Origin of the sequence: Nitrosopumilus ureiphilus, from assembly GCF_013407185.1 — an archaeon.
GTDB lineage: Archaea > Thermoproteota > Nitrososphaeria > Nitrososphaerales > Nitrosopumilaceae > Nitrosopumilus > Nitrosopumilus ureiphilus.
The window spans coordinates 2,009,742-2,031,366 of the sequence record NZ_CP026995.1 but is presented as its reverse complement, the minus strand read 5'-3'; the positions used below and the strand labels follow the sequence as shown (position 1 = coordinate 2,031,366).

The following is a 21,625-nucleotide window of genomic DNA, read 5'->3' as shown; positions in this document are numbered from 1 at the left end:
AGTTTACACATTCTAATTCTCGTGACAACACAACTTACACCACAACAAGTAGCAACTGAATTCCTAGACTCTGTATATCTTATTTCACACAGCGAGAAGACAAGAATCACTTATCGTACTGCATTGAATCACTTCAGAAAGTTTTCACAATCTTACTATGACACAGATGAGGCACAAGTCGTATCAAAGATAAAATCAGAAGAACTTGATCTCTATCAGGTAATACGAAACTTTGTAATCTATCTTGACAAGAAAAACATCAAAGCGCAAGGTCTCAGAACATACCTTAGTGGTCTGAAAGGGTATCTACGTCATTGGGGAATCCGGATAAACTCTGATGACTACAAGCAACTAATCAAAGTTCCAAAGATTGTCCGTACAAGAGAAGTTGCATTAACAAAAGAAATGATTCTTAGAATTCTGCGCAATTCTTCTTCAAAACTGCAGACAACAATCCTAATCTCATGTTCAAGTGGCTTGAGAATTGGTGAGATTACCCAACTAAAACTGTCTGATGTTGACTTTGATTCCAAACCCGTAAAGATCAATGTAAGGGCAGAAATTGCAAAAGGAGGCTCATCTCGTGAGACCTTCATTACAACTGAAACCGCAAATACCCTCAAAGATTATCTCAAGAAGAACTTTGGATGGCACGAAGGGAAACAAAACTGGGATCTGCAGGAAATCATGATCTTTGGCAGGCTGTCTCTGAACAACATCAACTCCAAGGCAAAGAATCCCGCACAATCAGCCAAGCAAGGACTTCAGGCAGGACTGAGAAGAGAAATAGCAAAGATTCCAGAATTATCTGTGAGAAATGAGAATGGCAGAAGAGCAATCCACTTTCACGCATTTCGGAAATACTTTCGAACCATTTTGGGCAATGTCTGCGGACGTGACTATGCAGAAGCATTAATGGGTCATGGATTTTACATGGATACGTACTATCAGTTACCTGAAGAGAAGAAAAAACAGATGTATCTTGATGCTGAACCACAGCTTACAATTTCTGACTTTGAGACAGTTGAGAAAAATATCAAGATGTTATCTGCGAAGAATACTCAGATGGAAGAAAAATTCAATGATTTGTTACAATATTTGAGAACAAACAAGATTGAAGTTCCAAATCTTTAATTTTTTTAATATGAACTAATAATACTGGTAGCAATTTTCTTTCATCATATCTTTATTACTTATCCCTCAAAGTAATATTGTGAAAATTTTAGAATTCCAAAATAATGCATTCAAAGCACAACAAAAGATCTATTCAGAATACGGAAAAATAAACGGAATGGAAGAAAGATTTCAAATTATTGAACTCTCATTCGAAATACTTGAAGATTTTTTAAAAATACCTTTTAATAAAAATGAAATTACTGTTAATGCTTTTCGTGAACTTGTAATTAGATCTCATAAAACTTTACAATCTGTCACATTGATTGCAACCTCTGGCCTTGAAATTCAAACTTTATCATTTTTACGTGATTTAGTTGAAATTGAATTTCTTTTACTGTTTTTTACGATTTATCCTGAAAAAATAACAACATGGTGGAAAGCTGATAAAAAAACAAGAATCCAAAACTTTTCCCCAGTCCATCTTAGAAATGGAATTGCAAAAAAATACCCTGAAATGAAAAAGTCTATGGAAGATGATTATGCAGGACACTGAAATTGCATCCCATCCAACACCATTATCGTTAAACATTCAGAGTGATTTTGAAGAAAATACGTTGACATTGCCTTCAAAAGACCTGACATTTGTCTGGATTAGTCTCATAGAATTATCTTTTCATGCTGGAAGACTGGGAAAAATCATTTCTGATTTAGGAACGCTGATTTATCCTGCATCCAATATTAGTATAAAATTAGATAAGATTCAAAAACTTTCTCTAAATTTAACTACGGAACGAAAATTTGCTGTTCATTTGTTACGTGAAAAATTAGGAAGAGCAGAAGATAATCGTAAAAAATAATTATATGGAAATGATATATCTCATCCTACTTTATAATTGGTTTTTAGAATTATGAGACACATAACATACAATCTAATTGTTTTGGGAAAGTTCTTTTGATGAAGAAAGAGATGGGAATAATAAATTACTGACAACACAACATGAAAAATTAGAACAGGATCTCCGTGTATTTAAGGAAATATTTGAAAATTGTAATAATGTGAAAAAGATTTGAAATAGCTGTGGAGAAATCTAAATATGTTGAAAAAAAATCAAGTGTATTCTATCAAAATAGGTTTGGCAATAGTGATGTTTGCAGTTGCGTTAATCTTTGCAACAGAAGCGGCAAAACAAGTAGAATTATCAAATATCTTTCGTGAAGCTTATGAAATACAGGAACCTTTTGAAATACATAACGAAATAGATTTCCGTGACTCAGAACCATGGGTTGAATGGATGGAATCAATTGAAATTTCACAAACTAATTCTAAACCACTTGAAATCGGTGAAACAATAGGAATTCAAGCATTGATTGAAGTCAAAGAATTACCTACTGAAATCGTGGTACATATTTTCCATGAAGATATGACTGATTTTTTTGTAAGTGATGAAAAATCCAGCTTCAAACAATTATCTAATGATCTTGATAGAGTACCTGGTTTACAATATGGTGATATGTTCAATATACATTTCTTGGAAAATGATATCGGTGAAGGTCAAGAAACATCTTCACTAAATGGTTTTGAATCTATAGAATTTAAAAAACCTGGAACCTATTTTGCAAGTGTTTCTGTTAAAACAAATAAAAATATAATTGATCATTATAAAAGTAAAACATCAGTTTTAGAAATCACTGATCCAAATGAGATTTGGATGAAATCAACTCTTGAAAATCTCATTGATGTGGCAGAAGAACAAAAAGCAGATACTATTTTATCAATTGGAGTGGCATATTATGGAATTGCAATAAGTATATTTTTTTCAGGTATTACCTTGTTAATCGGTGGATTCAAAAAAGATTAATCTGAGCCCAAAGGGCTTCGATCCCTTGACCATTGGATTAGAAGTCCAACACTCTATCCATGCTGAGCTATAGGCCCAGAAAATATAGATGTGTCTGTAGTAAATACTCATCAGATTTTTATTTTAAAAGTGGGCCGAGAGAGATTCGAACTCACGATCACCGCCGTGTCGAGGCGGTATCCTAACCAGCTAGACTACCGGCCCACACAAATTTAAACTTCATGCAATATTTACAGTTTAGAAAAACAGACTACCTTTAGTCCAAACTTTTTGCAGACAAAAATTAAATGGAATAGGATCCTGATCAAGATAGATTGAAGGGAAAAAAGCCAACAGTCATTGAACTTTTTGCAGGAGCCGGCGGAATGGCACTTGGACTTGAAAAGGCAGGGTTTGAGACAAAGATGCTTGTGGAATATGACAAGGACTGCGTTGCAACACTCCGCAAGAACAGGCCAAAATGGGATGTGATCCATGATGACATTCAACAAGTAGACTTCAAGGGAATGAACGTAGATGTTGTTACAGGCGGTTTCCCATGCCAGGCATTCAGCCATGCAGGAAACAAACTTGGATTTGAAGATACAAGGGGAACACTGTTTTACGAGTTTGCAAGAGCCGTAAAGGAAATAAGGCCAAAAATATTCCTTGCAGAAAACGTTGAGGCCATCCTGCGCAACCAAGATGGCAAGACAATCCAAACTATAATGGAAGTACTGTCATCTTTTGGCTATGATGTAAGATATGATATCCTAAATGCAGTAAACTATGGCGTAGCACAGAAAAGAAAACGTGTGATCTTTATCGGGACAAAGAAGGGGATAAAGTTCCAGTATCCAAAACCAAACAAGAACCCAATTACACTTGGCGATGCTCTCAAAAACGTACCTGAATCTATCGGACAAAAATATTCTGATGAAAAAATAAAACTGTTAAAACATGTGCCTCCTGGCGGCTCTTGGGTGAACATGCCTATTGAAGTTCAGAAAAAATACATGGGAAAGAGCTTCTATTCCACTGGAGGCAGGCGTGGGATGGGCAGAAGAATTGCATGGGACGAACCTTGTCTTACACTGACATGCTCACCAGGTCAGAAGATGACTGAACGATGCCATCCAGAAGAAGTGAGGCCTTTTACTGTTAGAGAGTATGCAAGAATACAGTCGTTTCCTGATTCCTGGAAATTTGTTGGAAGTCTTTCATCACAATACAAACAGATCGGAAATGCAGTACCAGTAAAACTTGCAACGGCTGTTGCAAAGGAAGTTTACAAATCATTAGTTCATCCTGAACTTGTTGCAAAGATACCTGTCCAATTGAAAATCAAAAATTTCTAGTACCCAGTTTGGAACCATGCAATAAGATTGTCTTTGTCTCCTTGATCAACTGTGGTTGTCTTTTGCAACACTTTGTCCAGAACTTTTGGAAGTGCGGCCCACACTTCTTCCAATGCTGCATCTTTCCCTGTTATCATTTTGTAAATACTCTTCCCCCAAATCTTTTTCACATTGGGATGTGTTTTTCCTTGAATTGTCCACGCACTTTCGCCACTGCTGCCATTTTTTGCGTTAATGAATCCCCAATACGCTGTAGATCCTCTGTGTGAGTTAGTAACTATGTCATGAAGATCTTTCCACATGTCAATCATATTTGATCCCTTTACAGTATTCCATCTATTCTTTAACTCTACAAAAATTGTTTCAGCATCATTGCAAATATCTGCAACATCCCCTGTCTGAAGATCTCTCCAACCATCAACACTGCCAAGAAGTTTTTGGTGGAATTCCCCTACCTTGTTGTTTACCGTCTTGTCATTTTGCCTAACCTCTTCCGCCTTCTTCCAAGATGCAAATGACATATCCTTATTGTACATGTCAAACACAGTTTTGAATGGATCGATTCCATTTCTCTCGCTGTTGCCGTTTTGTTGATACCCACTTACTACCCAGCTGACGCAGGACTCAAAATCGTCATCTGAAACAAAATCGACATAATTGTTTGGCATGAAATCTATGTACCAATAAAGCCTAAAAGTAATTCGGCTGTTTTTCTAATTAACTATCTGAGTTAACATGTCTTTGACATTACAGAATATGTGCCTCTTCCCATCTTTTTGAGCAGCCCTTTTTTCGTGTATTCCGAAAGTATTTGCCGCATTCTGTGCCCCAAACCCTCCTTGTCATAAGCGGTATACAATGGCATCAGAAACTCCAGCAGTTCTGAGTTATCCCACTGATCCTTTGTCTTAAGAACACCAAATAATTTTTCAGATGAAAGCGACTCACTGCTCCCCTTTGGAGGTTTTCTCATGGATTAACTGCTACTGTCCTAGAATAATAAACATCATGACAATGCCGTAGATTGCGATTGATTCGACCATACCTACGAAGATGAACACCTTAGATTGTAAAGCTGGGTTCTCACTGATTACTGCAAGACCTGCTGCACCTACTTGGCCAAGACCTATTCCTGCCCCGCCTGCTGCAATACCAAATGCCAAGCCCGCACCGAGTAGTTTCATAGAGTCACCACTAGATGCACCATCTTCTTGAGCAAATGCAACCCCAGTCGAACCTAGAATTGAAATTGCTGATGCTGCCAAAAGTAACATGACGATAGTTTTCATCTGATCTCGAAGATTTTTTACACTATTTAACTCAACTTCATTAGAAAACCATGACTGACATCTTTACTCCTGAAAAGAGATCATGGGTAATGTCCCGGATCAGGGGAACCAACACAAAGATAGACTTGCAGATGAACGAGATTCTCAAAGGACTGGGCTTTTCATACAAGATGTATCCAAAGATGTTTGGGAATCCTGACTTTGTCCTAGAAGAAGAAAGGATCATAATCTTCTGCGACGGAGATTTCTGGCACGGATACAATTATCACAAGAAGAAAAAACCTAGGCAGAAGTTCTGGATAGATAAGATTGAACGAAATATGAGACGTGATGCCAAGATTGCTAGAAAACTCAGAAGAGACGGATGGTCGGTTCTCCGATTCTGGGAGCACGATATTGAGAAAAGAACAGGAATATGCATTGATAGGATCATAAGAAAAGTTTTAGAAAAATAAAAAATATCACACAGGGGGTAATTTTCTATATTTTTAAAAAATATAAAAAAATAGGGCCTGAGAGAGGCGCCTATTGTATCCCTTCTTCAACCAGCCACATGAAGTGCTCTTTCAATCGTATCGCAGTGCATGGCTTTGTCACAGTTGAAATCTTTACTTCGTCTACAAGGTCAAGTATCTCCAACTGCTTCATGGTCTTTAGTGCAGTCATTCTTGTTACCTTCTTCACTTCCATGAATTTGGTTGAGGTCAGTTCACCATTGTTCTCAACTAAAAGTTTGAGTAATTCCACTCTTTCTTTTGGAGCACTAGACAATACTACTTTCTTTACAGTTGGTAAATCATCTTCTGTAATGTAGTTGCGAGCACAGTTAACTGCTTGACCTTTTGCCAAATTGTAAAGTGCAACAGTTGCCCTGTTTGCATCTTCAATTATGGGTGGAAGAAATCCATAGTTTGCACCACCCTGACCTTTGGTATATTCTACTGGCACATGGCCTCTTAGTCTTGCTAACAACTGAGAATACTGTACCAGTCTTACCATGATACGTTTGTCTTCTTTGGATTTGTTCCAAGGGATCTTCCCATTCTCCATTCCTGGAAATTCCTTTAAGACATCAAGATATTCCTTTACTGCTTGCTTGATCTCAGTTACTTTTTGCTCGTAACTGATTCCTTCCAAGTTCTCAAGAATCTTTTCTTGTTCTTCCTCAAAAGAAATCTCTGTATCTATTCTCAAAAAGTAGATCTTCGGACCAAGAGACGCAATGATTGGCCATACCTTTCTTGGGACTTCAACTACAGCACCAATCCATACAAAGAAGACATCATCGTATTTTCTTTGTGAGTGTGCACCGGAATCTTTCTTGTATCCTTTGCCATCTAAGATACGAGTCAGCATTCCAATAATTTCCAAGAGATTGTCCTCTCTTACAGAAAATATCGGGGCAAGATCTGATGTCAAAAAGACTTTGTCTGCAATTTTGCTTAGCATGTCGATCTGTGCCAATTGATCCTCAGTCTTGTTGGCCATGTGTGACACCATTGCCTTTGGAGTGAACGAATCCACCGAGTAGCAATCTTCAGGAAAATCCACAAAGGATATCATTGTAGACTTGCCTGCTGATGGCTGACCCAGCAAAACCAGCATGAAAGGCAAGGAAATATCCTCTATCTGGAGTATGTTTCGTACTGCCAGACACGAATCCAACACCCAAAACTTTCCTGGGAAATACTTCTCATGTACTAACCTGAGTCTCTGCCTTTTCTCCAAGACTAGTTTTACGTAGTCTGGATTAATTTCTGAACTCATTGTATTATTGGCTGACTTCTGGCGTGTAATCTGTTCTTAGAGATGTACACATCAAAATTATCGTTTTCTAATTTATTACCCCATGCAATATCAAAGGCAAGCAGAAACCACTTGCCCTCAAATCTATGCAATTTTACAGTTGCAATCTTTTTCATTGCTCTCTGTTCCACCATAGATCACATACATCTGCATGATCCATCAATTCATTCAGAATAGAATCGTATGTTGATCCCATTATTCCAAACTCTCTTAATCTGTCAATTGTTTTTTGACTGATCAGTATTTTACAATATTTCATTTTTTACCCTCTTTTCAATTTATTGAACTATTCGTTCTATTGTTTTGTAGAATTACTAACTATGAAATTTTTGCATAACCTTGCACTGTCATAATCAGTTATACAATGCTTGTTTGGTTTATCTTTGCAACACAAATTAATTTCATCTGTCTTGTCTTTACTTTTAACATTGTATTTGTTTTCTACAATACTTTCTGCGTTATTATATTTATTACATTTAAGATTTGAATACTTTATGTCTTTCAACACTTTGTAATTCAAATTAGTTTTGTTGTCTTGATTACTTTGCAACACTTTTTTGATTTGATTACTTTGTAATCCTATCATGTTTCCAATTCCCAAAAAATTATTTTGAACAATCATGACACGTCATATAACGTGAACACATGATATAATGTTTTCTACAAACACCTATTTCTGGAAATCTAATTAGAAAAAACAAAACATGTTGATGAAAAAATTATTTTTTTACTAAACTTTTCTACCTGCTTTTCTCAAAAGAAAACTTACTACATCATCCATGGTCTTTGTCTCGCCCTCCTTTGCCTGAAGTTCACCCTGTACCTTGAGCAGTTCCTTGTAGAATTTTTCTGTCTTGATTCGAATAGTTCTAACCACAATATATAAAATAATTTAATATATTTATCAATTATGGTATATGAATTTTGAGGCTGATTTATGCCTAAATCCGATAGTTTTTGATCTGTCTTCTGTTATGAATTATGCAGATCAGAATTACACAATCGTGTTCAGAAATAGTTTTTGATCTCTATATGAATAAGGCTGGAAAAAATATCGCTCAATTTTGAAACAAAAATGTGCAACAGTGAATCTTGAAGGATTAATGACAAGAAGGTTTTTTGATTTTCCTTTAAACTAAATAATTTAATTTTACTAAAAAAGGCCTGCTCAACCAATATGTATTTCCATTATGAAATAAAATTACTTATACACACCCAACAAAACATAAAATCCAAATTGTTCTCCCCAATACAGAAGAAAATCCTTAGCAAGATTTTGTTCTTCGGTTAATTGATCAGAACAATTCACTCTGAATCTTTCCAAATCTTCATCATTGAATCCGTTAAATGACGCTATCTTAGATAGTTCCTTGGCGGCCTTTAGTGCATCTTCGTTGTCATTTGTATGTCCATAAGATTCTGCTGACTCGGCAATTCTTCCATACAATGCATCAACAATACTGAAATGCATGACATCATAGTAAAACTCATCACAAGTAACATCACTGTTCATCTTTTCATTATTCCCTGATTGTAATTTTGAATTTTTATTTTTTAGATCATTAATTCCATTCAGTAATTCTGAATTTTCAAATTCTAATTGTGAGATTTTCTTTTCTAATTCTGCATTGTTATTTTGTTGTGGCATATTCACTTTGATAATTTCCTGTTCAATCAGAAATGATATGGCCTCTCCAAATTCATTATCCTCAATATTTCCTTTTACCCAAAAGTCTGCAACACCCTTTACCCATGAAGGAATCTCTGTTGTTTGTGCTGAAACAGTAATTGGAATTAATAATGTCATGAAAACAATGCCAAAGCCTATGCTGATTTTCTTTACCCTTCCCATTATTGTGTTTATTTCGTGTGTAAACCGCATTTAAAGCGTGCTAATTGCCATATTACCATTTACGTACAGATTAAGCACTTGACAAAATCTGATATTCTGCTCGGTTACATCAAGGCAAGTTCCTACAGGACCAAAATAATCAAAGCCTTAGAGGGAAAGAAACTGACTCCGGCAGAAATGGCAAAGGAAACTAACATCTCTCTCTCACATGTAAGTAATACCTTAGCAGAGTTGGTAGAAAAGAATCTAATAGTTTGTCTTAATCCTGAATTTAAGAAAGGACGACTGTATGAATTGACATCTAATGGAAAGAAAATTTTAAAAAATTTGGTATAAATTAATTTTTTAGAATATGTTATAAATAAATAATTTCTATGTTAGATATGGATCCAACTTTTACTCCAGATATTTATGATGAAATAACTACTATGATTCAATATATTCCAATTATTAATGATGAAATTCAAGATGGAGATATTGATACACAATTTGGAATACCTTTAGATGAAATAGAGATGGCAAAAAAAATCGGACATAACAAAGATTGGATTTCCGTAAGAGACATAATTAATTTAATGATAAAACTTCTTCAAGATGAAAGAAGAACAGAACTTATTGATCTACAACAATATGCAATTCTAATGAGTGGTATAAGTTATCCGCCACAATACCTTTTATTTGATTATTGTTTAGCAGCATTAGACAAAGATATTACTGATGCATTATTGTATTTGGATCATTCATATAAAATCCTTAATTTGAGTTCTTCATTTCATATTATGTTGGCTTGTATTACAAGAAATAAATTCCTTGATGATAAAGACGTACGTAAATTTTTAGCAATTTTAGCAAACACTATTCAACCAATAAGTGCCCCATCCCATAAAGATCGTTATGGTCAAGAATATAGAAATCGTTTTGATACATATGATAAAGAATTAGAAAGAAAATAATTTCTAATTACATCATCTGCTCAATGGATAAATTAATTGTCTTTTCTGAACTCAAATTAGGCACAAATTTGAATCTGTTTTTACATGGGAAGAGTAAGAAAATCCTATTAGTTTCTTTACTCATCTAAAAGCATGGGTGGATTAGGAAAATGTCCTTGCTGTAAAATATGGAAAGATCTTACCGAACATCATGATAAACAACTAAAAGTCAAAGTAATGATTTGCAGAGACTGTCATAATATTATTGAGGAATATATCAAAGTTCAAGCCAAATGTGGCAAGAAAACAAGAACAAAGCGATCATCAAAATGATCTCTTTTGTTCCTAATTGTTTAAAATTAATCACAATAAAATGATCTAACAAAAAATTTGTATTCACTATAAGGTAAACTTCACTCAGTGAGTTATTTTTAACCTAATCAGATCATAGAAAATTAATTGGAAGAAATTAAAAAATCAGTGAAATTAAAGAAAGAAGATTTTGATAACAAACCAATTAACGCAGATGATCTAAAAGAAGCAGTGGCAGATATTAGAGGAAACAAGAATTCTGAATATGATATTCCAACAGATATTCAGGAAATAAAAGACAAGTTTCTGACAGGCAGGGATTACTGGGAACAAAGTCCTACATTAAAATCTAAAATAATTCAGTTTTCATTCACGCCGTCAGGTAGAGAAAGACAAGCATGGATGAAGTTTGGCATTACACGATTAAGAACATTGCTTAATTTCTTGGTAAAAGAATATGGTGATTTAGATAACTTTGAGTTAATTTTCTACAGACGCCAGTCAACCAAACCCTTCCATCTAAAAACTGTCAAAGGAATAACTAAAGTGTACGTTGATTTTGATGCATTTCAACAATACACAGAAGAAATATCACTAGCAATCAAAAATTTGAAAGTTAGCAAATATTATTGGAAAGTTAGATGGTATTTCCAAAAAAAAGTGTTAACATCATTTTTTGAAAATGAACCATCTTCATCATTAATTGAGGAACTGAAAAACTCCTACCATGGAGTAATCGAGGAAATACTAAGCGAATATGAAAGCATGCCTGAAAGTGAAGAAAAAAAGGACTTGAGATCTATTGTGATGCAGTCTGCACTCGCTCGTGATACTGTTAAAGAAATATCCCAACTGACTCCTGAATCTCCAAAAAAACAATTAATGATGTTTTTACCTGTAATCAAAGATTTACCCACAAAAGAATTTGAAATATTACTAAAGAATTTATTTAAATCAAACAAGTCCTCTGAATTTTTGAAATATATTGCAAGTCTTCCCGCAGATCAATTACAAAAAATTATCAAGAAATTACCTGCAATGGACACAATGTTTAATCGATATGAAAAATTATCTAAAAGTCTTAAAGAATTTGAAAAATTAATTGATAAACATAACAAATCAGAGACTAATGATGAAGCAGAAATTCACAAATTTCTAACAAAACATTATTGGTTAATGAGTATAGAATATTTTGATAAAGAAAGGCTATCTGATTTTGATTCTAACGAAAATAGAACAAATGAAACAAGATTAGAAGGTAGTGGAAAGCATCCTGATTTTATAATCAAAAAACTAGATGGATTTGACAAATGTGTTGTAATTGAATTAGAAGATGCAAACGATCCTATTTTCAAAAACAATGGAGAATTTTCAAAAAAAGTATATGATGGTATTCTTCAAGCCGCAGATTATAATATAGAACAGAAGTTTCGAGGCTTGCACTCTAAAGGTATTGCAGTGATAGGTTCCACCAAAGGAATGCATTTGGATAAAGAAAAAAAGGAACGTTTCAAATTACTAGTACAAGAATTTCCTAATATTGAGATTTTAACATATGATGATATCATAGCAAAGGCCAGATCAACATTAGACTTTTGGAAAAAACATGACATTAAAGAGAAACTTGAAATAGAAATTTAATTTATTTTACATGGGAACTTGGACTACACTAAAAAAATAAAGAAGGAACCAAATTGACAGAACTCACCTTTGAGTTATCATCATTAGTACAAATTATTGGAGCAATTGTTGGTGGAACAGTAGCCATCGCATTTTTTGTTGGAAAATGGTATGCAGGATCACATAATGAAAATACCAAACTAAAAAATGAAAATAAAAAATTAAAAGAACAACGTAAAGCAGTTGCCACTGTTTTACAAAAAGGAGACATATTGACAGATTGGGAAGATCTTGTTAAAAATAAACCTCAATTAGCTGAATTTCTTCGTCAAAACCCAGACTTAGTTGAGGTTTTTGATGATATGATAAAGGGGGATAAGAATAATGGTTAATCTAACCCCAGAAGAAATTAGAAGAAAAAATGAACTTCAAGAAAAATTACGTACTAGAGTTTTATCTGTAAAAGAAGCTGATGAACTAAGAGTTATTTTAGAAAAAGAAAGACAACAAGCAAACATTACTGGTAACGCTATTGCTGCTGTAGGAGCTGCATTACTACTTGGATTGTTAATCGCTTATCTGGCTGACAGAGATTAACAATGGCCGACCAAGTTACTCTTCAGCATTTTTATCTTATTTTTGGTATTATTGGATATGTTGTAGGTGTAATAGGAACAATATATGGAATAAAAAAGAAACGAGAAATAGTAAAACTCCAACGAAAAACAGAACGAACTAAACAGAGTGCTTATCGAGCAAAAAAGAAAACAGAAGAAATGAAACAGGCCGAATCTTTTTCTGGATTTTTAAAGAACATTGGAGATTTGTTTAGAGGGAAATAACATGCCTATTGAATTTAAGCGAGAAAGTAATGCTTGTGAAAAATGCAAAAAATTAGATACTGAAGTAGGAAAAATCACACATTACACAAAACATGGTACTAATCTATTACTTTGTGCTGAATGTATTAAGAAGAGAGAAAAACCATACACTGAGATATGCCCAAAGTGTAAGAGACTTGCACACAAACATGGTGGACTGACATTTTATTCAGATTCAGATTCTGATGCTGATGCTGATGCTGATGAGCCTGATGATATTATTATTTCTGATAGTGATAGTTTTGATGATTTTTATGATTTATCTAAAGAGAAATCTCCATTATTTTCTGAGTTGATATGTCTAGAATGTCATGAAAAGAAAGTGTCTAAAGTAAAGAAAAACCGTAAAATCAAACGAGAAATTAAAAACTTTGCAAAAGATCATTGGAAATTTTGGATTGGAACAACTATAACAATAATACTTGGTATCATAGGACTTTCAAGATTATAGGATTTGAGCCTAGAATTTTGTGTTTATACGGTAAAAAACTACCATAGAAACCACTTTGTATTTTTTCAAATATTTTTATTCTACAAAGTTCTATAATGTAAGGTAGCAAACAACAAACGAGTTTATACAAACTATATCATTCATCTAAATCATTTTATACGTATGCTTCATAATTAATTTTGATGTTTACTGGAATTGTTGAAGGCGTTGGTAAAGTTGAAAAGATTTCGAAAAATACCAAAAATCGAAGCGCCATTGAAATGACTGTAAATCTAGGAAAACATTCCAAGGGATTAAAAATTGGCCAAAGTGTTGCTCTAAATGGTGTTTGTCTTACTGCAACAAAATTATCCAAATCTAGTTGCATTTTTGAAATGATTGATGAAACTACCAAAAAAACAGATCTTGGTAATCTAAAAGTGGGTGGAGTTGTAAATATTGAACGAAGCTTAAAGGCAGGTGATAGACTCGAAGGTCATTTTGTTTTAGGTCATGTGGATGGTGTTGGAATAATTAAAAAAATTCTAAAAAAGCCAAAAGAAGTCCAAGTTTGGTTTGAAGTCCCAAAGAAATTATCAAAATATGTTGTGAAAAAAGGTTCTATTGCAATAGATGGAATCAGTTTAACAGTTGTTGATATCAAAAATACTCTTGCATCGGTTTCATTAATTCCTCATACCATTGAGGTTACAAACTTTCATACAAAAAAAATAGGCGATAAAGTTAATATTGAAACTGATATCCTTGGAAAATACATTCTAAAATAAATTCAATTATCTACAAATTTAGTGGTAATTACCAATTTTTTAGTAAACTTTATAATTAGATCACCGACAATTTTTGTCATGTCCCTTGAATCAGCACTACAATCTCTAAAGCGTGGAGAATTTGTGCTATTATTTGATTCAGCTGGACGAGAAAATGAGATTGATATGGTAGTAGCCGCTGAATTTGTTACTCCTGAGCATGTAGCAAGAATGCGTCAACATGCTGGTGGGTTATTGTGTATTGCAATTGATAATAATTTTGCAAAATCTCTTGAATTAAAATACATGCATGAAATTCTTGCTGATTCTTCAATCTCAAACAAAGAAATGATTATGGGTTTGGCACCCTATGGTGATCATCCGACTTTTTCATTGTCTATCAATCATTATCAAACTTATACTGGAATTACTGATAAAGATAGGTCATTAACAATTAGAGAAATGGCAAATATCTTTAATGTTGAAAATAAACAGAAAAAATTTGCATCATCATTTAAAACTCCAGGACATGTTCCTTTGTTGATTGCATCTAAAGGATTATTAGCTGCACGACAAGGACATACTGAAATGTCTGTTTATTTAGCTCAAGTTGCAGGTTTGATACCTGTTACAGCAATTTGCGAAATGATGGATGCTGAAACATATTCTGCATTATCTGTAGATAAAGCAGAGAAATTTGCCAAACAAAATGGAATTCCATTAATTGATGGAAAAGAACTTTTAGAATACGCCAAGGTGCATTAGTCTTGAATATTGCAATAGTGGTTTCAGAATTCAATGAGGAAGTGACATCTAGGATGCTTGCAGTAGCTCAAGAAAAAGCAAATACTTTGAAATTGAGAATATTACATACATGTACAGTTCCTGGTGCTTACGACATGCCTATAATTGTAGATTCATTATTACAAAAAAATGATGTTGACGCAGTAGTTACTTTGGGTGCTATAATTAAAGGACAAACAAAACATGATGAAGTAATATCACATTCTACTGCTCATGCATTAACAGCATTATCTATTAAATATCGAAAACCAGTCTCTTTAGGTATATCTGGTCCTGGAATGCAAGAAAGACATGCCTATGCTAGGATAAGACCCGTTGCAGAACGAGCAGTAGAAGCTGTTGTAAAAATTTCTGATGAATTGAAGAGGATTCAAAAATGATTCAACTCAGTATATTAAAAATTACTGGATATGGTCCTTGGACATTAACATTAGGAAGTGATAGAGAACATGAACTACAAATGCTTCAGGCATCACTGTACAAAGAAGTACAAAAACTATTTTCTGAAAAAAACTGTCTAGTCTTTCTTAATCGAGCCGATGAATTTTTTGTAGTTTCCAATGGACTTGGATTGGAGGAACATCTTGAAATCCAAAAAATACTTGAAAAATCATTTGATATTCGTTTAGCAATTTCAATTGGTTTTGGAGACTCCCCTTTTGATGCAAATTTGAATGCATATGATGGAAAAAAAAATAAAATTATTTTAAATGAAGAGCATAACATTTTTGGATTTGTTAATAATACATCTGATTCAAAAGTTACAATAATGCATTTAGATGTAGATAATCTTACTTCACGAAGAAAAAGTAATTCACCATATGAAATAACATCAATAATTTTTGGATTATATTCAAAAATGTCAAAATATTTTCTTGAAAAAAGTTCTCTTACATTTTTCATGGGAGGTGATAATTTTTTAGTAGTTGCAAGTGAAGATGGAAAAAATTCGATACAGAATTTCATTGATATGATAAAAGATAATGATGAAATTTCTTTGAATTGTGGAATAGGAACTGCACATACTAGCAGAGAAGCCGTAAGATTGGCCACAAAATCTCTTGACACTATACGAGAAATTCGAGATTCAGGAAAAGAAAAACCTGAAGTTTATGAATTATCATGTTAATAAAAAATATTAGTGTATTACAAGGTTCAGAATTAGATTTTATTTTAAGAACCAATGTAAAAATCGAAAATAACACATTCAAAAAAATTCAATCCAAAATTCAACCACATATCAATGAAGAATCTATAGATTGCGAAGGTCTTTTATTGATTCCTGGTTTTATTAATGCACATACACACATAGGAGATTCTATTGGAAAAGATGTCACACTCAATAGTACGGTAAATGAAAAAATCCATCCAATGTTTGGAGCTAAATCAAAAATTTTAAAAAATACATCACAAGAAAATTTATCAATTTTTATGAAAAACACCTGCCACTCAATGCTTCGAAAAGGAATCACTACATTTGTTGATTTTAGAGAAGGTGGATTAGATGGAGTAATTTTACTCAAAAAAGTGCTTTCTGACATACCCATACGTTCAATAATTTTAGGAAGACTAGAATTTTATCAAAAATCCACAGAAATTCGAAAAAACCAGCCTTTTCCAACAAACAAAATTAGTGATCTTGATGCCCTTCTCGAAAAATGTGATGGAATTGGTATTAGTGGTGCAAATGAAAATAGTGCTTCAGTTTTAAATCACTACTCAAAAACAACAAAACTTAGAGCCATTCATTCATCAGAAACTAAACAAAGTATTTCTACATCAAAGAAAGTTACTGGCAAATCTGAAACAATAAGGGCATTATCAATGAATCCTCATTTTTTAGTTCACATGACTTTTGCCTCAAAAAATGATCTAATTACTGCAGCAAAAAAAACTCAGGGAATTGTAATTTGTCCCAGAGCCAACTCTTCACTTGCTGAAGGTATTCCAGACATAGAAATGATGCAAAAAGCAGGATGTATCCTGGCATTAGGCACAGATAACGTGATGATAAATTCACCTGATATGTTTAGAGAAATGGATTTTCTTTGGAAAGCAACTATGGGAATTCATAAAAAAAGAATTGATCCAAAAGAAATTCTTAAAATGGCTACAATAAATGGTGGAAAAGTTTTGAAAAAAGATATCGGAATAATTGAAAATGGGAAAATTGCAGATTGCATTTTTCTTGATAAGCATGCTTTAGATTTAGAACCAATGCACAATCCACATGCATCAATTGTTCATAGAGCATCAGAATCAGCAATTAGAGCAGTAATGATCGGAGGAAAAATAGTACATGGAAAAATCTAGACCATATGTAATTTTGAGTGCTGCAACATCTATTGATGGAAAGATTGCAACTGTTACAGGTGATTCAAAATTATCTTCAAAACAAGATAGTATTAGATTACACAATCTAAGATCTAAAGTAGATGCAATAATTGTAGGAAAAAATACTGTTTTAATTGACGATCCTATGTTAACTGTACGTTATACTAGAGGTAAAAATCCTATCAGAATTATTTTAGATTCTAAAGGTACTATATCTAAAAATTCAAAAATAATTCAAACAAGCAACAAAGTCCCAACAATAATAGCTGTATCAAATCAAATTAGTAAATCAAATCTTGATAAACTCAAAAAATTTCCTATAGAAATAATTGTCGCGGGAAAAAATTCAATTAATATCAAACTATTACTAAGAAAACTTTCAGATAAAAAAATTAAATCAATTCTAGTTGAAGGAGGAGGAACTATTAATTGGGGATTTATAAAATATGATCTTTTTGATGAGTTGATTATCACCATATCCCCATTTCTAATTGGAGGAAAAAATGCTGTATCCCTAATTGAAGGAAATGGATTTAGAAAAATCTCAAATTCACCTAATCTTCGTCTCAAATCTATCAAGAGGCTCAAAAATCACCTTGTTTTGAATTATGCAAAAGTGTAAGTTATTATACTTTCTTTGAAATAAAATTACAAGAAATTGGCAGTAAAAAAGAAAGCTACAACAAACAGAAAAACTACACCAAAAAAGAAGGTTGCACCAAAAAAGAAGGTTGCACCAAAAAAGAAGGCTAAATCAAAAACAAAAAAACCAGCATTTGGCGGATATGCAATCAGTTTTGCAGGTCGTAAAGAAACTGTAGAACAAGTATTTGGCAATAAACCAATTGCTCCAAGTGAAATGACCAAAAAGATTTGGGCATTTGTAAAATCAAAGAGCCTCTCTAATCGTTAAAATGATTTGTTAACGATTCATCGTTAACTAATTTCTATCTTTTAATTATTTTTTTGAAATAAATAAGATATAGATATTGGATTTTATTTAAAATTATTATGTCTACAGCATCATTAAGACGTGATCATGACCTGATAGAAAAAGTCATCAAAGCAATGGAATCTACAATTCAATTACTAAATGACGGTAAACAAATTCCTGAATCAATTTTACTTCCTGTAATTGATTTTTCAAAAAACTTTACTGATGTTTGTCATCACACTAAAGAAGAAAAATCTCTATTCCCTGCATTGGAACAAGCTGGAATGCCTAGTAATATGGGTCCTATCGCAATGATGCTAATTGATCATCAGCGTTCACGAGAAATTGGAACGGCAATGGAAGAGTCTGCTAAAGAATATCTTTCATCAGGAGATTCTAAAAAATTGATTAGTGATATGCAACAATATGTTGAACATGTGACAGAGCATCTTTGGAAAGAAAATAATAGATTATTCATGATGGCAGAAGCACGATTACAATATGTTTCCAAAAAAGTAGATGATGAACTTAACAAAATTGAGAAAACTCAACTAAGTGATTTGGGAAAATCTAGAGAACATTATGAGAAATTGGCTGAAAATCTTTCAAATGATGTTTCAGAACAAGGTAATTAGATTTGTCTAATAGTATATTTGGCCAAGTAATGGGAGTTAGAAAATTTGTCAATGGTGATATTGAATTAGATTTCTACCATGAAGATGAAATTACTGAGTATCGATATTCCTCAGATCCTAGCAGGTTGGGAAATTTCCCAAAGGAATTAGCTGAAACTTTGGCCAGTACACTAGCATCAGATATTTGTGTTGAGATTTACTTTGGGGAAGATGGCAATCCCTCTTATGTTGAATTAGAAGAATGTGATGATGAAGACGATTTAGAAGATGAAGACGAATCTGAAACAGCATAAATGAATAATCTACTCTACGTAATGATGATGTGTCAGATTATCGTAAAATCTAACTGATTTTAGATTAACAAATTCAAGCATTCCATATCTTGATAGTTCTCTTCCAAATCCACTATGTTTTATTCCTCCAAATGGAATTCTAGGATCTGAGATTACTACATTATTTACACTTACAATTCCTGAATCGATTCTTCTTGACATTTTATCTGCTTTAGCAAGATCTTTTGTCCAGATACTTGCACCTAAACCAAATTCACTCTCATTAGCTAATCTGATTGCCTCACTTTCATTTTCAACTACTGTAATTGGTGCTACTGGTCCAAATGTTTCTTCAGTTGCAATTCTCATATCTGATTTTATATTTTTAAGAATTGTTGGTTTATAGAAGAATCCTTTTCCACCCATCTCTGAACCCCCTAAAAGAACTTCGGCACCTTTTTGTTTTGCATCTTCTACAATTCCAGAAATTGTTTCCAAACCTTCTTTATTTGAAATTGGTCCAACATCTGTTTCAATGGACATTGGATCTCCTACTTTGAGTTGAGAGGCTTTTTTGATAAATAATTCAGTAAATTCATCTGCAATATTTTTTCCAACAAAAAATCTTTTTGAGGCTACACAACTTTGGCCACAATTGATGAATCTTCCTTTAACAGCACCTTCAGCTGCTTTTTCAATAATTGCATCATCCAATACTATGAAAGGATCACTTCCTCCTAATTCTAATACACATTTTTTCAAATTTTTTGCAGCCCTTTCTCCAACTTTTGCACCGGCATTTGTACTTCCAGTAAAAGTTACAGCATTAACATCTGAGTCAATTAGGTGATTTGCAGATTCTACACTTCCTACTACTGTTTGATAAATTCCATCAGGCATTCCTGATTCAGTGAATGCTTTTTCAATTTCAATTCCTGATTGCATAGTTACTCTGGATGGTTTCATTACGATTACATTTCCTGCCATTAAACATGGAGCTGCAAATCGCAATGCTTGCCAGTAAGGAAAATTCCAAGGCATTATAGAACCAATTACCCCCAATGGTTCAAAAGTTAGAAAACTTTTCCTTGCATCTGAGCTTAAAACCTCATCGGCAAGAAAACTGTCACCATGATCTGCATAAAATTCTAATGCCCAAGCACATTTTTCAACTTCACTAATTGATTCTTTGAGGGCTTTGCCCATTTCAACTGTTGCAACTTTTGCAAGTTCTATTTTGTGTTTCTTTAGATATTCTACTAAATTGTAAACATAACTTCTACGTCTCTCATAATCTTTTTTCCATTCTGGGAAAGCTCTTTTTGCTTTTCCAACTAACTCAAATACCTGATTTTTATCCATTGCAGTAAAAGTCTTAATTTCCTCACCTGTTGCAGGATTGACCGTAGTAATTTGGCTCAAGGATTTTTCCAAGAATTTCTCCTATTTAATCTCTAACTTATTTTTTCATATTTTTTGATAAATTAGAAAGTGTTTTTGAATAGGAGTCCATCATTGTATGTATGAATTCTTCATATGATTTCAAGCCTGAAATTCTCATTTGAGAATACCATTTAAGATAATTATCATAATTTTCTATTTGATTAATCCAAATACCACTAAGAAAATTTGAATACATTCCGAGATTTTTCATAAAATTCGGATCAATGTTCAATTTATCAAAAAATTCCTTTTCTGACAAAACACATGTTCCAAAAATATCATCTATGGATCGAAGATATTCTTTGTACATATCTGAATAGATTTGAAAATGTGAAGGTATTTGCAACTCCAATTTATTGATAATTTTAGATGTATTTCCTTTCCAAACATTACAGATAGATGGTGAATCGTCTGTTGACATAATCACAATATTTTGTATTTATCCTTGTTGCCGCAACAAATCAGAATGTTTGTTGCATATCTTTTTTTATCTCATCAATTTTCTTTGAATATGCTTTTTTAGATTTATCATTTTTCTTTAAGTTTAAAACACTTCCACATGATGGACATTTGAACATGCCATCAAGCGCACTCTCAAATGTTACTCTTGGACAGTCTTCATTACCACAATGATAAAAGTCAGAAGCATTTTCATAATCTAATCTTTGTTGTAATCTTTCTTCAATTTTCTTTTTTTGGTTTTCGATGAAATGTTCAACTTCCTCTCTTCTGGTTCTCCATCTATAGACAAACCAACCTTTTCTCTCATCTTTAACTCTGATTCCAGTAATTAGAGATTTTCCAAACAAATCATACAATACTTTTCTTACCATGTTAATTCTTAGACCTGTAGAACTTGCAATTTCTTCATCCGTTGCATCTTCGGCTTTAAGTAATGATCTTGCCACTTTGAGATATTCGTCTCCTCCGATCATAGAGGCGATTCTAACAAAAGGATCTTCGTATTTGTCTACCAACTCTAATGACTCCTGATTTTCTACT

At 33.2% G+C, this 21,625-nt stretch carries 35 protein-coding genes and 2 tRNA genes; 23 read left to right on the top strand and 14 right to left on the bottom strand.

What is annotated here, in order from left to right; genetic code table 11:
* The first annotated feature begins 21 nt into the window (after positions 1 to 21).
* From C5F50_RS12145 to C5F50_RS12130, 4 genes are all read left to right on the top strand, one after another.
* Entirely contained in the window at positions 22 to 1,134 is a 1,113-nt protein-coding gene (locus tag C5F50_RS12145) for a tyrosine-type recombinase/integrase (protein ID WP_179371563.1), read from the top strand.
* A gap of 79 nt (positions 1,135 to 1,213) precedes the next feature.
* A complete protein-coding gene (locus C5F50_RS12140; protein WP_179371562.1) occupies positions 1,214 to 1,669 on the top strand; it encodes a hypothetical protein in 456 nt (151 codons plus the stop codon).
* Positions 1,656 to 1,973: a hypothetical protein gene (locus C5F50_RS12135; protein ID WP_179371561.1), complete on the top strand. Its 318-nt coding sequence runs from the start codon at positions 1,656 to 1,658 to the stop codon at positions 1,971 to 1,973. The genes C5F50_RS12140 and C5F50_RS12135 overlap by 14 nt, the downstream gene beginning before the upstream one ends.
* A 237-nt stretch (positions 1,974 to 2,210) precedes the next feature.
* Positions 2,211 to 2,975, top strand: a complete 765-nt coding sequence (locus C5F50_RS12130) for a hypothetical protein (protein WP_179371560.1) — start codon at positions 2,211 to 2,213, stop codon at positions 2,973 to 2,975.
* A 2-nt stretch (positions 2,976 to 2,977) separates the two neighbouring features.
* Here C5F50_RS12130 and C5F50_RS12125 read toward each other — a convergent pair.
* Positions 2,978 to 3,052, bottom strand: a tRNA-Arg gene (locus C5F50_RS12125).
* A gap of 53 nt (positions 3,053 to 3,105) precedes the next feature.
* Positions 3,106 to 3,179: transfer RNA gene (locus C5F50_RS12120), tRNA-Val, on the bottom strand.
* A gap of 110 nt (positions 3,180 to 3,289) precedes the next feature.
* On the opposite strand from C5F50_RS12120, the gene C5F50_RS12115 reads away from it, so the two are divergent.
* A complete protein-coding gene (locus tag C5F50_RS12115) occupies positions 3,290 to 4,312 on the top strand; it encodes a DNA cytosine methyltransferase (RefSeq protein WP_218843333.1) in 1,023 nt (340 codons plus the stop codon).
* On the opposite strand, the gene C5F50_RS12110 is transcribed toward C5F50_RS12115, so the two are convergent.
* The 3 genes from C5F50_RS12110 to C5F50_RS12105 form a co-directional block, all read right to left on the bottom strand.
* Positions 4,309 to 4,980 carry an Eco47II family restriction endonuclease gene (locus tag C5F50_RS12110; RefSeq protein ID WP_179371559.1) on the bottom strand — a complete coding sequence of 224 codons (672 nt, stop codon included), beginning with the start codon at positions 4,978 to 4,980 and terminating at the stop codon, positions 4,309 to 4,311. The genes C5F50_RS12115 and C5F50_RS12110 overlap by 4 nt on opposite strands.
* A 62-nt stretch (positions 4,981 to 5,042) precedes the next feature.
* The gene (locus tag C5F50_RS13340) at positions 5,043 to 5,177 is read right to left on the bottom strand and encodes a hypothetical protein (protein ID WP_280924459.1); all 135 of its coding nucleotides are present in this window, start codon (positions 5,175 to 5,177) and stop codon (positions 5,043 to 5,045) included.
* Between the two features lie 118 nt (positions 5,178 to 5,295).
* Positions 5,296 to 5,586, bottom strand: coding sequence for an ATP synthase subunit C (locus tag C5F50_RS12105; RefSeq protein ID WP_179373023.1), 291 nt, complete (start codon positions 5,584 to 5,586; stop codon positions 5,296 to 5,298).
* Between the two features lie 65 nt (positions 5,587 to 5,651).
* Here C5F50_RS12105 and C5F50_RS12100 point away from each other — a divergent pair, with 65 nt between their 5' ends.
* Positions 5,652 to 6,056 (top strand): very short patch repair endonuclease, encoded by a 405-nt coding sequence (locus tag C5F50_RS12100; RefSeq protein WP_179371558.1) that lies wholly within the window; start codon positions 5,652 to 5,654, stop codon positions 6,054 to 6,056.
* 70 nt (positions 6,057 to 6,126) lie between these two features.
* Here the strand turns inward: C5F50_RS12100 and C5F50_RS12095 are convergent, their stop codons facing one another.
* From C5F50_RS12095 to C5F50_RS12070, 6 genes are all read right to left on the bottom strand, one after another.
* Positions 6,127 to 7,368, bottom strand: coding sequence for a hypothetical protein (locus tag C5F50_RS12095; RefSeq protein WP_179371557.1), 1,242 nt, complete (start codon positions 7,366 to 7,368; stop codon positions 6,127 to 6,129).
* Positions 7,365 to 7,541 (bottom strand): hypothetical protein, encoded by a 177-nt coding sequence (locus tag C5F50_RS12090; RefSeq protein ID WP_179371556.1) that lies wholly within the window; start codon positions 7,539 to 7,541, stop codon positions 7,365 to 7,367. The genes C5F50_RS12095 and C5F50_RS12090 overlap by 4 nt, the downstream gene beginning before the upstream one ends.
* Positions 7,520 to 7,666, bottom strand: a complete 147-nt coding sequence (locus C5F50_RS12085; RefSeq protein WP_179371555.1) for a hypothetical protein — start codon at positions 7,664 to 7,666, stop codon at positions 7,520 to 7,522. Before C5F50_RS12085 ends, C5F50_RS12090 begins: the two co-directional genes overlap by 22 nt.
* Before the next feature lie 36 nt (positions 7,667 to 7,702).
* Entirely contained in the window at positions 7,703 to 8,029 is a 327-nt protein-coding gene (locus tag C5F50_RS12080) for a hypothetical protein (protein WP_179371554.1), read from the bottom strand.
* Between the two features lie 108 nt (positions 8,030 to 8,137).
* Positions 8,138 to 8,284, bottom strand: a complete 147-nt coding sequence (locus tag C5F50_RS12075; RefSeq protein ID WP_179371553.1) for a hypothetical protein — start codon at positions 8,282 to 8,284, stop codon at positions 8,138 to 8,140.
* A gap of 324 nt (positions 8,285 to 8,608) precedes the next feature.
* Positions 8,609 to 9,259: a bZIP transcription factor gene (locus C5F50_RS12070; RefSeq protein WP_179371552.1), complete on the bottom strand. Its 651-nt coding sequence runs from the start codon at positions 9,257 to 9,259 to the stop codon at positions 8,609 to 8,611.
* Positions 9,260 to 9,337: 78 nt separating this feature from the next.
* Between C5F50_RS12070 and C5F50_RS12065 the strand changes: the two genes are divergently transcribed.
* The 17 genes from C5F50_RS12065 (at position 9,338) to C5F50_RS11985 (ending at position 19,201) form a co-directional block, all read left to right on the top strand.
* Positions 9,338 to 9,595, top strand: a complete 258-nt coding sequence (locus C5F50_RS12065; RefSeq protein ID WP_179371551.1) for a winged helix-turn-helix domain-containing protein — start codon at positions 9,338 to 9,340, stop codon at positions 9,593 to 9,595.
* A 38-nt stretch (positions 9,596 to 9,633) separates the two neighbouring features.
* On the top strand, positions 9,634 to 10,212 hold the full coding sequence (locus C5F50_RS12060; RefSeq protein WP_179371550.1) for a hypothetical protein: 579 nt from the start codon (positions 9,634 to 9,636) through the stop codon (positions 10,210 to 10,212).
* 132 nt (positions 10,213 to 10,344) lie between these two features.
* Complete coding sequence (locus C5F50_RS12055) at positions 10,345 to 10,524, top strand: hypothetical protein (RefSeq protein ID WP_179371549.1); 180 nt, start codon at positions 10,345 to 10,347, stop codon at positions 10,522 to 10,524.
* Positions 10,525 to 10,650: 126 nt separating this feature from the next.
* Positions 10,651 to 12,144, top strand: coding sequence for a Shedu anti-phage system protein SduA domain-containing protein (locus C5F50_RS12050; RefSeq protein WP_179371548.1), 1,494 nt, complete (start codon positions 10,651 to 10,653; stop codon positions 12,142 to 12,144).
* 53 nt (positions 12,145 to 12,197) lie between these two features.
* Entirely contained in the window at positions 12,198 to 12,515 is a 318-nt protein-coding gene (locus C5F50_RS12045; protein WP_179371547.1) for a hypothetical protein, read from the top strand.
* Positions 12,508 to 12,720: a hypothetical protein gene (locus C5F50_RS12040; protein WP_179371546.1), complete on the top strand. Its 213-nt coding sequence runs from the start codon at positions 12,508 to 12,510 to the stop codon at positions 12,718 to 12,720. Before C5F50_RS12045 ends, C5F50_RS12040 begins: the two co-directional genes overlap by 8 nt.
* Before the next feature lie 2 nt (positions 12,721 to 12,722).
* Positions 12,723 to 12,965, top strand: a complete 243-nt coding sequence (locus tag C5F50_RS12035) for a hypothetical protein (RefSeq protein ID WP_179371545.1) — start codon at positions 12,723 to 12,725, stop codon at positions 12,963 to 12,965.
* Position 12,966: 1 nt separating this feature from the next.
* Complete coding sequence (locus tag C5F50_RS12030) at positions 12,967 to 13,455, top strand: hypothetical protein (RefSeq protein WP_179371544.1); 489 nt, start codon at positions 12,967 to 12,969, stop codon at positions 13,453 to 13,455.
* A gap of 182 nt (positions 13,456 to 13,637) precedes the next feature.
* Positions 13,638 to 14,222 carry a riboflavin synthase gene (locus C5F50_RS12025; RefSeq protein ID WP_179371543.1) on the top strand — a complete coding sequence of 195 codons (585 nt, stop codon included), beginning with the start codon at positions 13,638 to 13,640 and terminating at the stop codon, positions 14,220 to 14,222.
* A 78-nt stretch (positions 14,223 to 14,300) separates the two neighbouring features.
* The gene (ribB, locus tag C5F50_RS12020; protein WP_179371542.1) at positions 14,301 to 14,966 is read left to right on the top strand and encodes a 3,4-dihydroxy-2-butanone-4-phosphate synthase; all 666 of its coding nucleotides are present in this window, start codon (positions 14,301 to 14,303) and stop codon (positions 14,964 to 14,966) included.
* 2 nt (positions 14,967 to 14,968) lie between these two features.
* Complete coding sequence (gene ribH / locus C5F50_RS12015; RefSeq protein WP_179371541.1) at positions 14,969 to 15,385, top strand: 6,7-dimethyl-8-ribityllumazine synthase; 417 nt, start codon at positions 14,969 to 14,971, stop codon at positions 15,383 to 15,385.
* On the top strand, positions 15,382 to 16,134 hold the full coding sequence (locus C5F50_RS12010) for a GTP cyclohydrolase IIa (RefSeq protein WP_179371540.1): 753 nt from the start codon (positions 15,382 to 15,384) through the stop codon (positions 16,132 to 16,134). The genes ribH and C5F50_RS12010 overlap by 4 nt, the downstream gene beginning before the upstream one ends.
* Positions 16,128 to 17,318, top strand: a complete 1,191-nt coding sequence (locus C5F50_RS12005) for an amidohydrolase family protein (RefSeq protein ID WP_179371539.1) — start codon at positions 16,128 to 16,130, stop codon at positions 17,316 to 17,318. The genes C5F50_RS12010 and C5F50_RS12005 overlap by 7 nt, the downstream gene beginning before the upstream one ends.
* Positions 17,305 to 17,961, top strand: coding sequence for a 2,5-diamino-6-(ribosylamino)-4(3H)-pyrimidinone 5'-phosphate reductase (locus tag C5F50_RS12000; protein ID WP_179371538.1), 657 nt, complete (start codon positions 17,305 to 17,307; stop codon positions 17,959 to 17,961). The genes C5F50_RS12005 and C5F50_RS12000 overlap by 14 nt, the downstream gene beginning before the upstream one ends.
* A gap of 36 nt (positions 17,962 to 17,997) precedes the next feature.
* Positions 17,998 to 18,252 (top strand): hypothetical protein, encoded by a 255-nt coding sequence (locus C5F50_RS11995; protein ID WP_179371537.1) that lies wholly within the window; start codon positions 17,998 to 18,000, stop codon positions 18,250 to 18,252.
* Between the two features lie 98 nt (positions 18,253 to 18,350).
* Positions 18,351 to 18,908, top strand: coding sequence for a hemerythrin domain-containing protein (locus C5F50_RS11990; protein WP_179371536.1), 558 nt, complete (start codon positions 18,351 to 18,353; stop codon positions 18,906 to 18,908).
* A gap of 2 nt (positions 18,909 to 18,910) precedes the next feature.
* Entirely contained in the window at positions 18,911 to 19,201 is a 291-nt protein-coding gene (locus C5F50_RS11985; protein WP_179371535.1) for a hypothetical protein, read from the top strand.
* A 9-nt stretch (positions 19,202 to 19,210) separates the two neighbouring features.
* Here C5F50_RS11985 and C5F50_RS11980 read toward each other — a convergent pair whose 3' ends face one another.
* From C5F50_RS11980 to C5F50_RS11970, 3 genes are read right to left on the bottom strand one after another with little or no spacing between them, the layout of a single operon-like run.
* Positions 19,211 to 20,602 carry an NAD-dependent succinate-semialdehyde dehydrogenase gene (locus C5F50_RS11980; protein ID WP_179373022.1) on the bottom strand — a complete coding sequence of 464 codons (1,392 nt, stop codon included), beginning with the start codon at positions 20,600 to 20,602 and terminating at the stop codon, positions 19,211 to 19,213.
* 37 nt (positions 20,603 to 20,639) lie between these two features.
* The gene (locus C5F50_RS11975) at positions 20,640 to 21,044 is read right to left on the bottom strand and encodes a hypothetical protein (protein WP_179371534.1); all 405 of its coding nucleotides are present in this window, start codon (positions 21,042 to 21,044) and stop codon (positions 20,640 to 20,642) included.
* A 40-nt stretch (positions 21,045 to 21,084) separates the two neighbouring features.
* The gene (locus tag C5F50_RS11970) at positions 21,085 to 21,600 is read right to left on the bottom strand and encodes a transcription factor (protein WP_179371533.1); all 516 of its coding nucleotides are present in this window, start codon (positions 21,598 to 21,600) and stop codon (positions 21,085 to 21,087) included.
* Between the last annotated feature and the right edge of the window lie 25 nt (positions 21,601 to 21,625).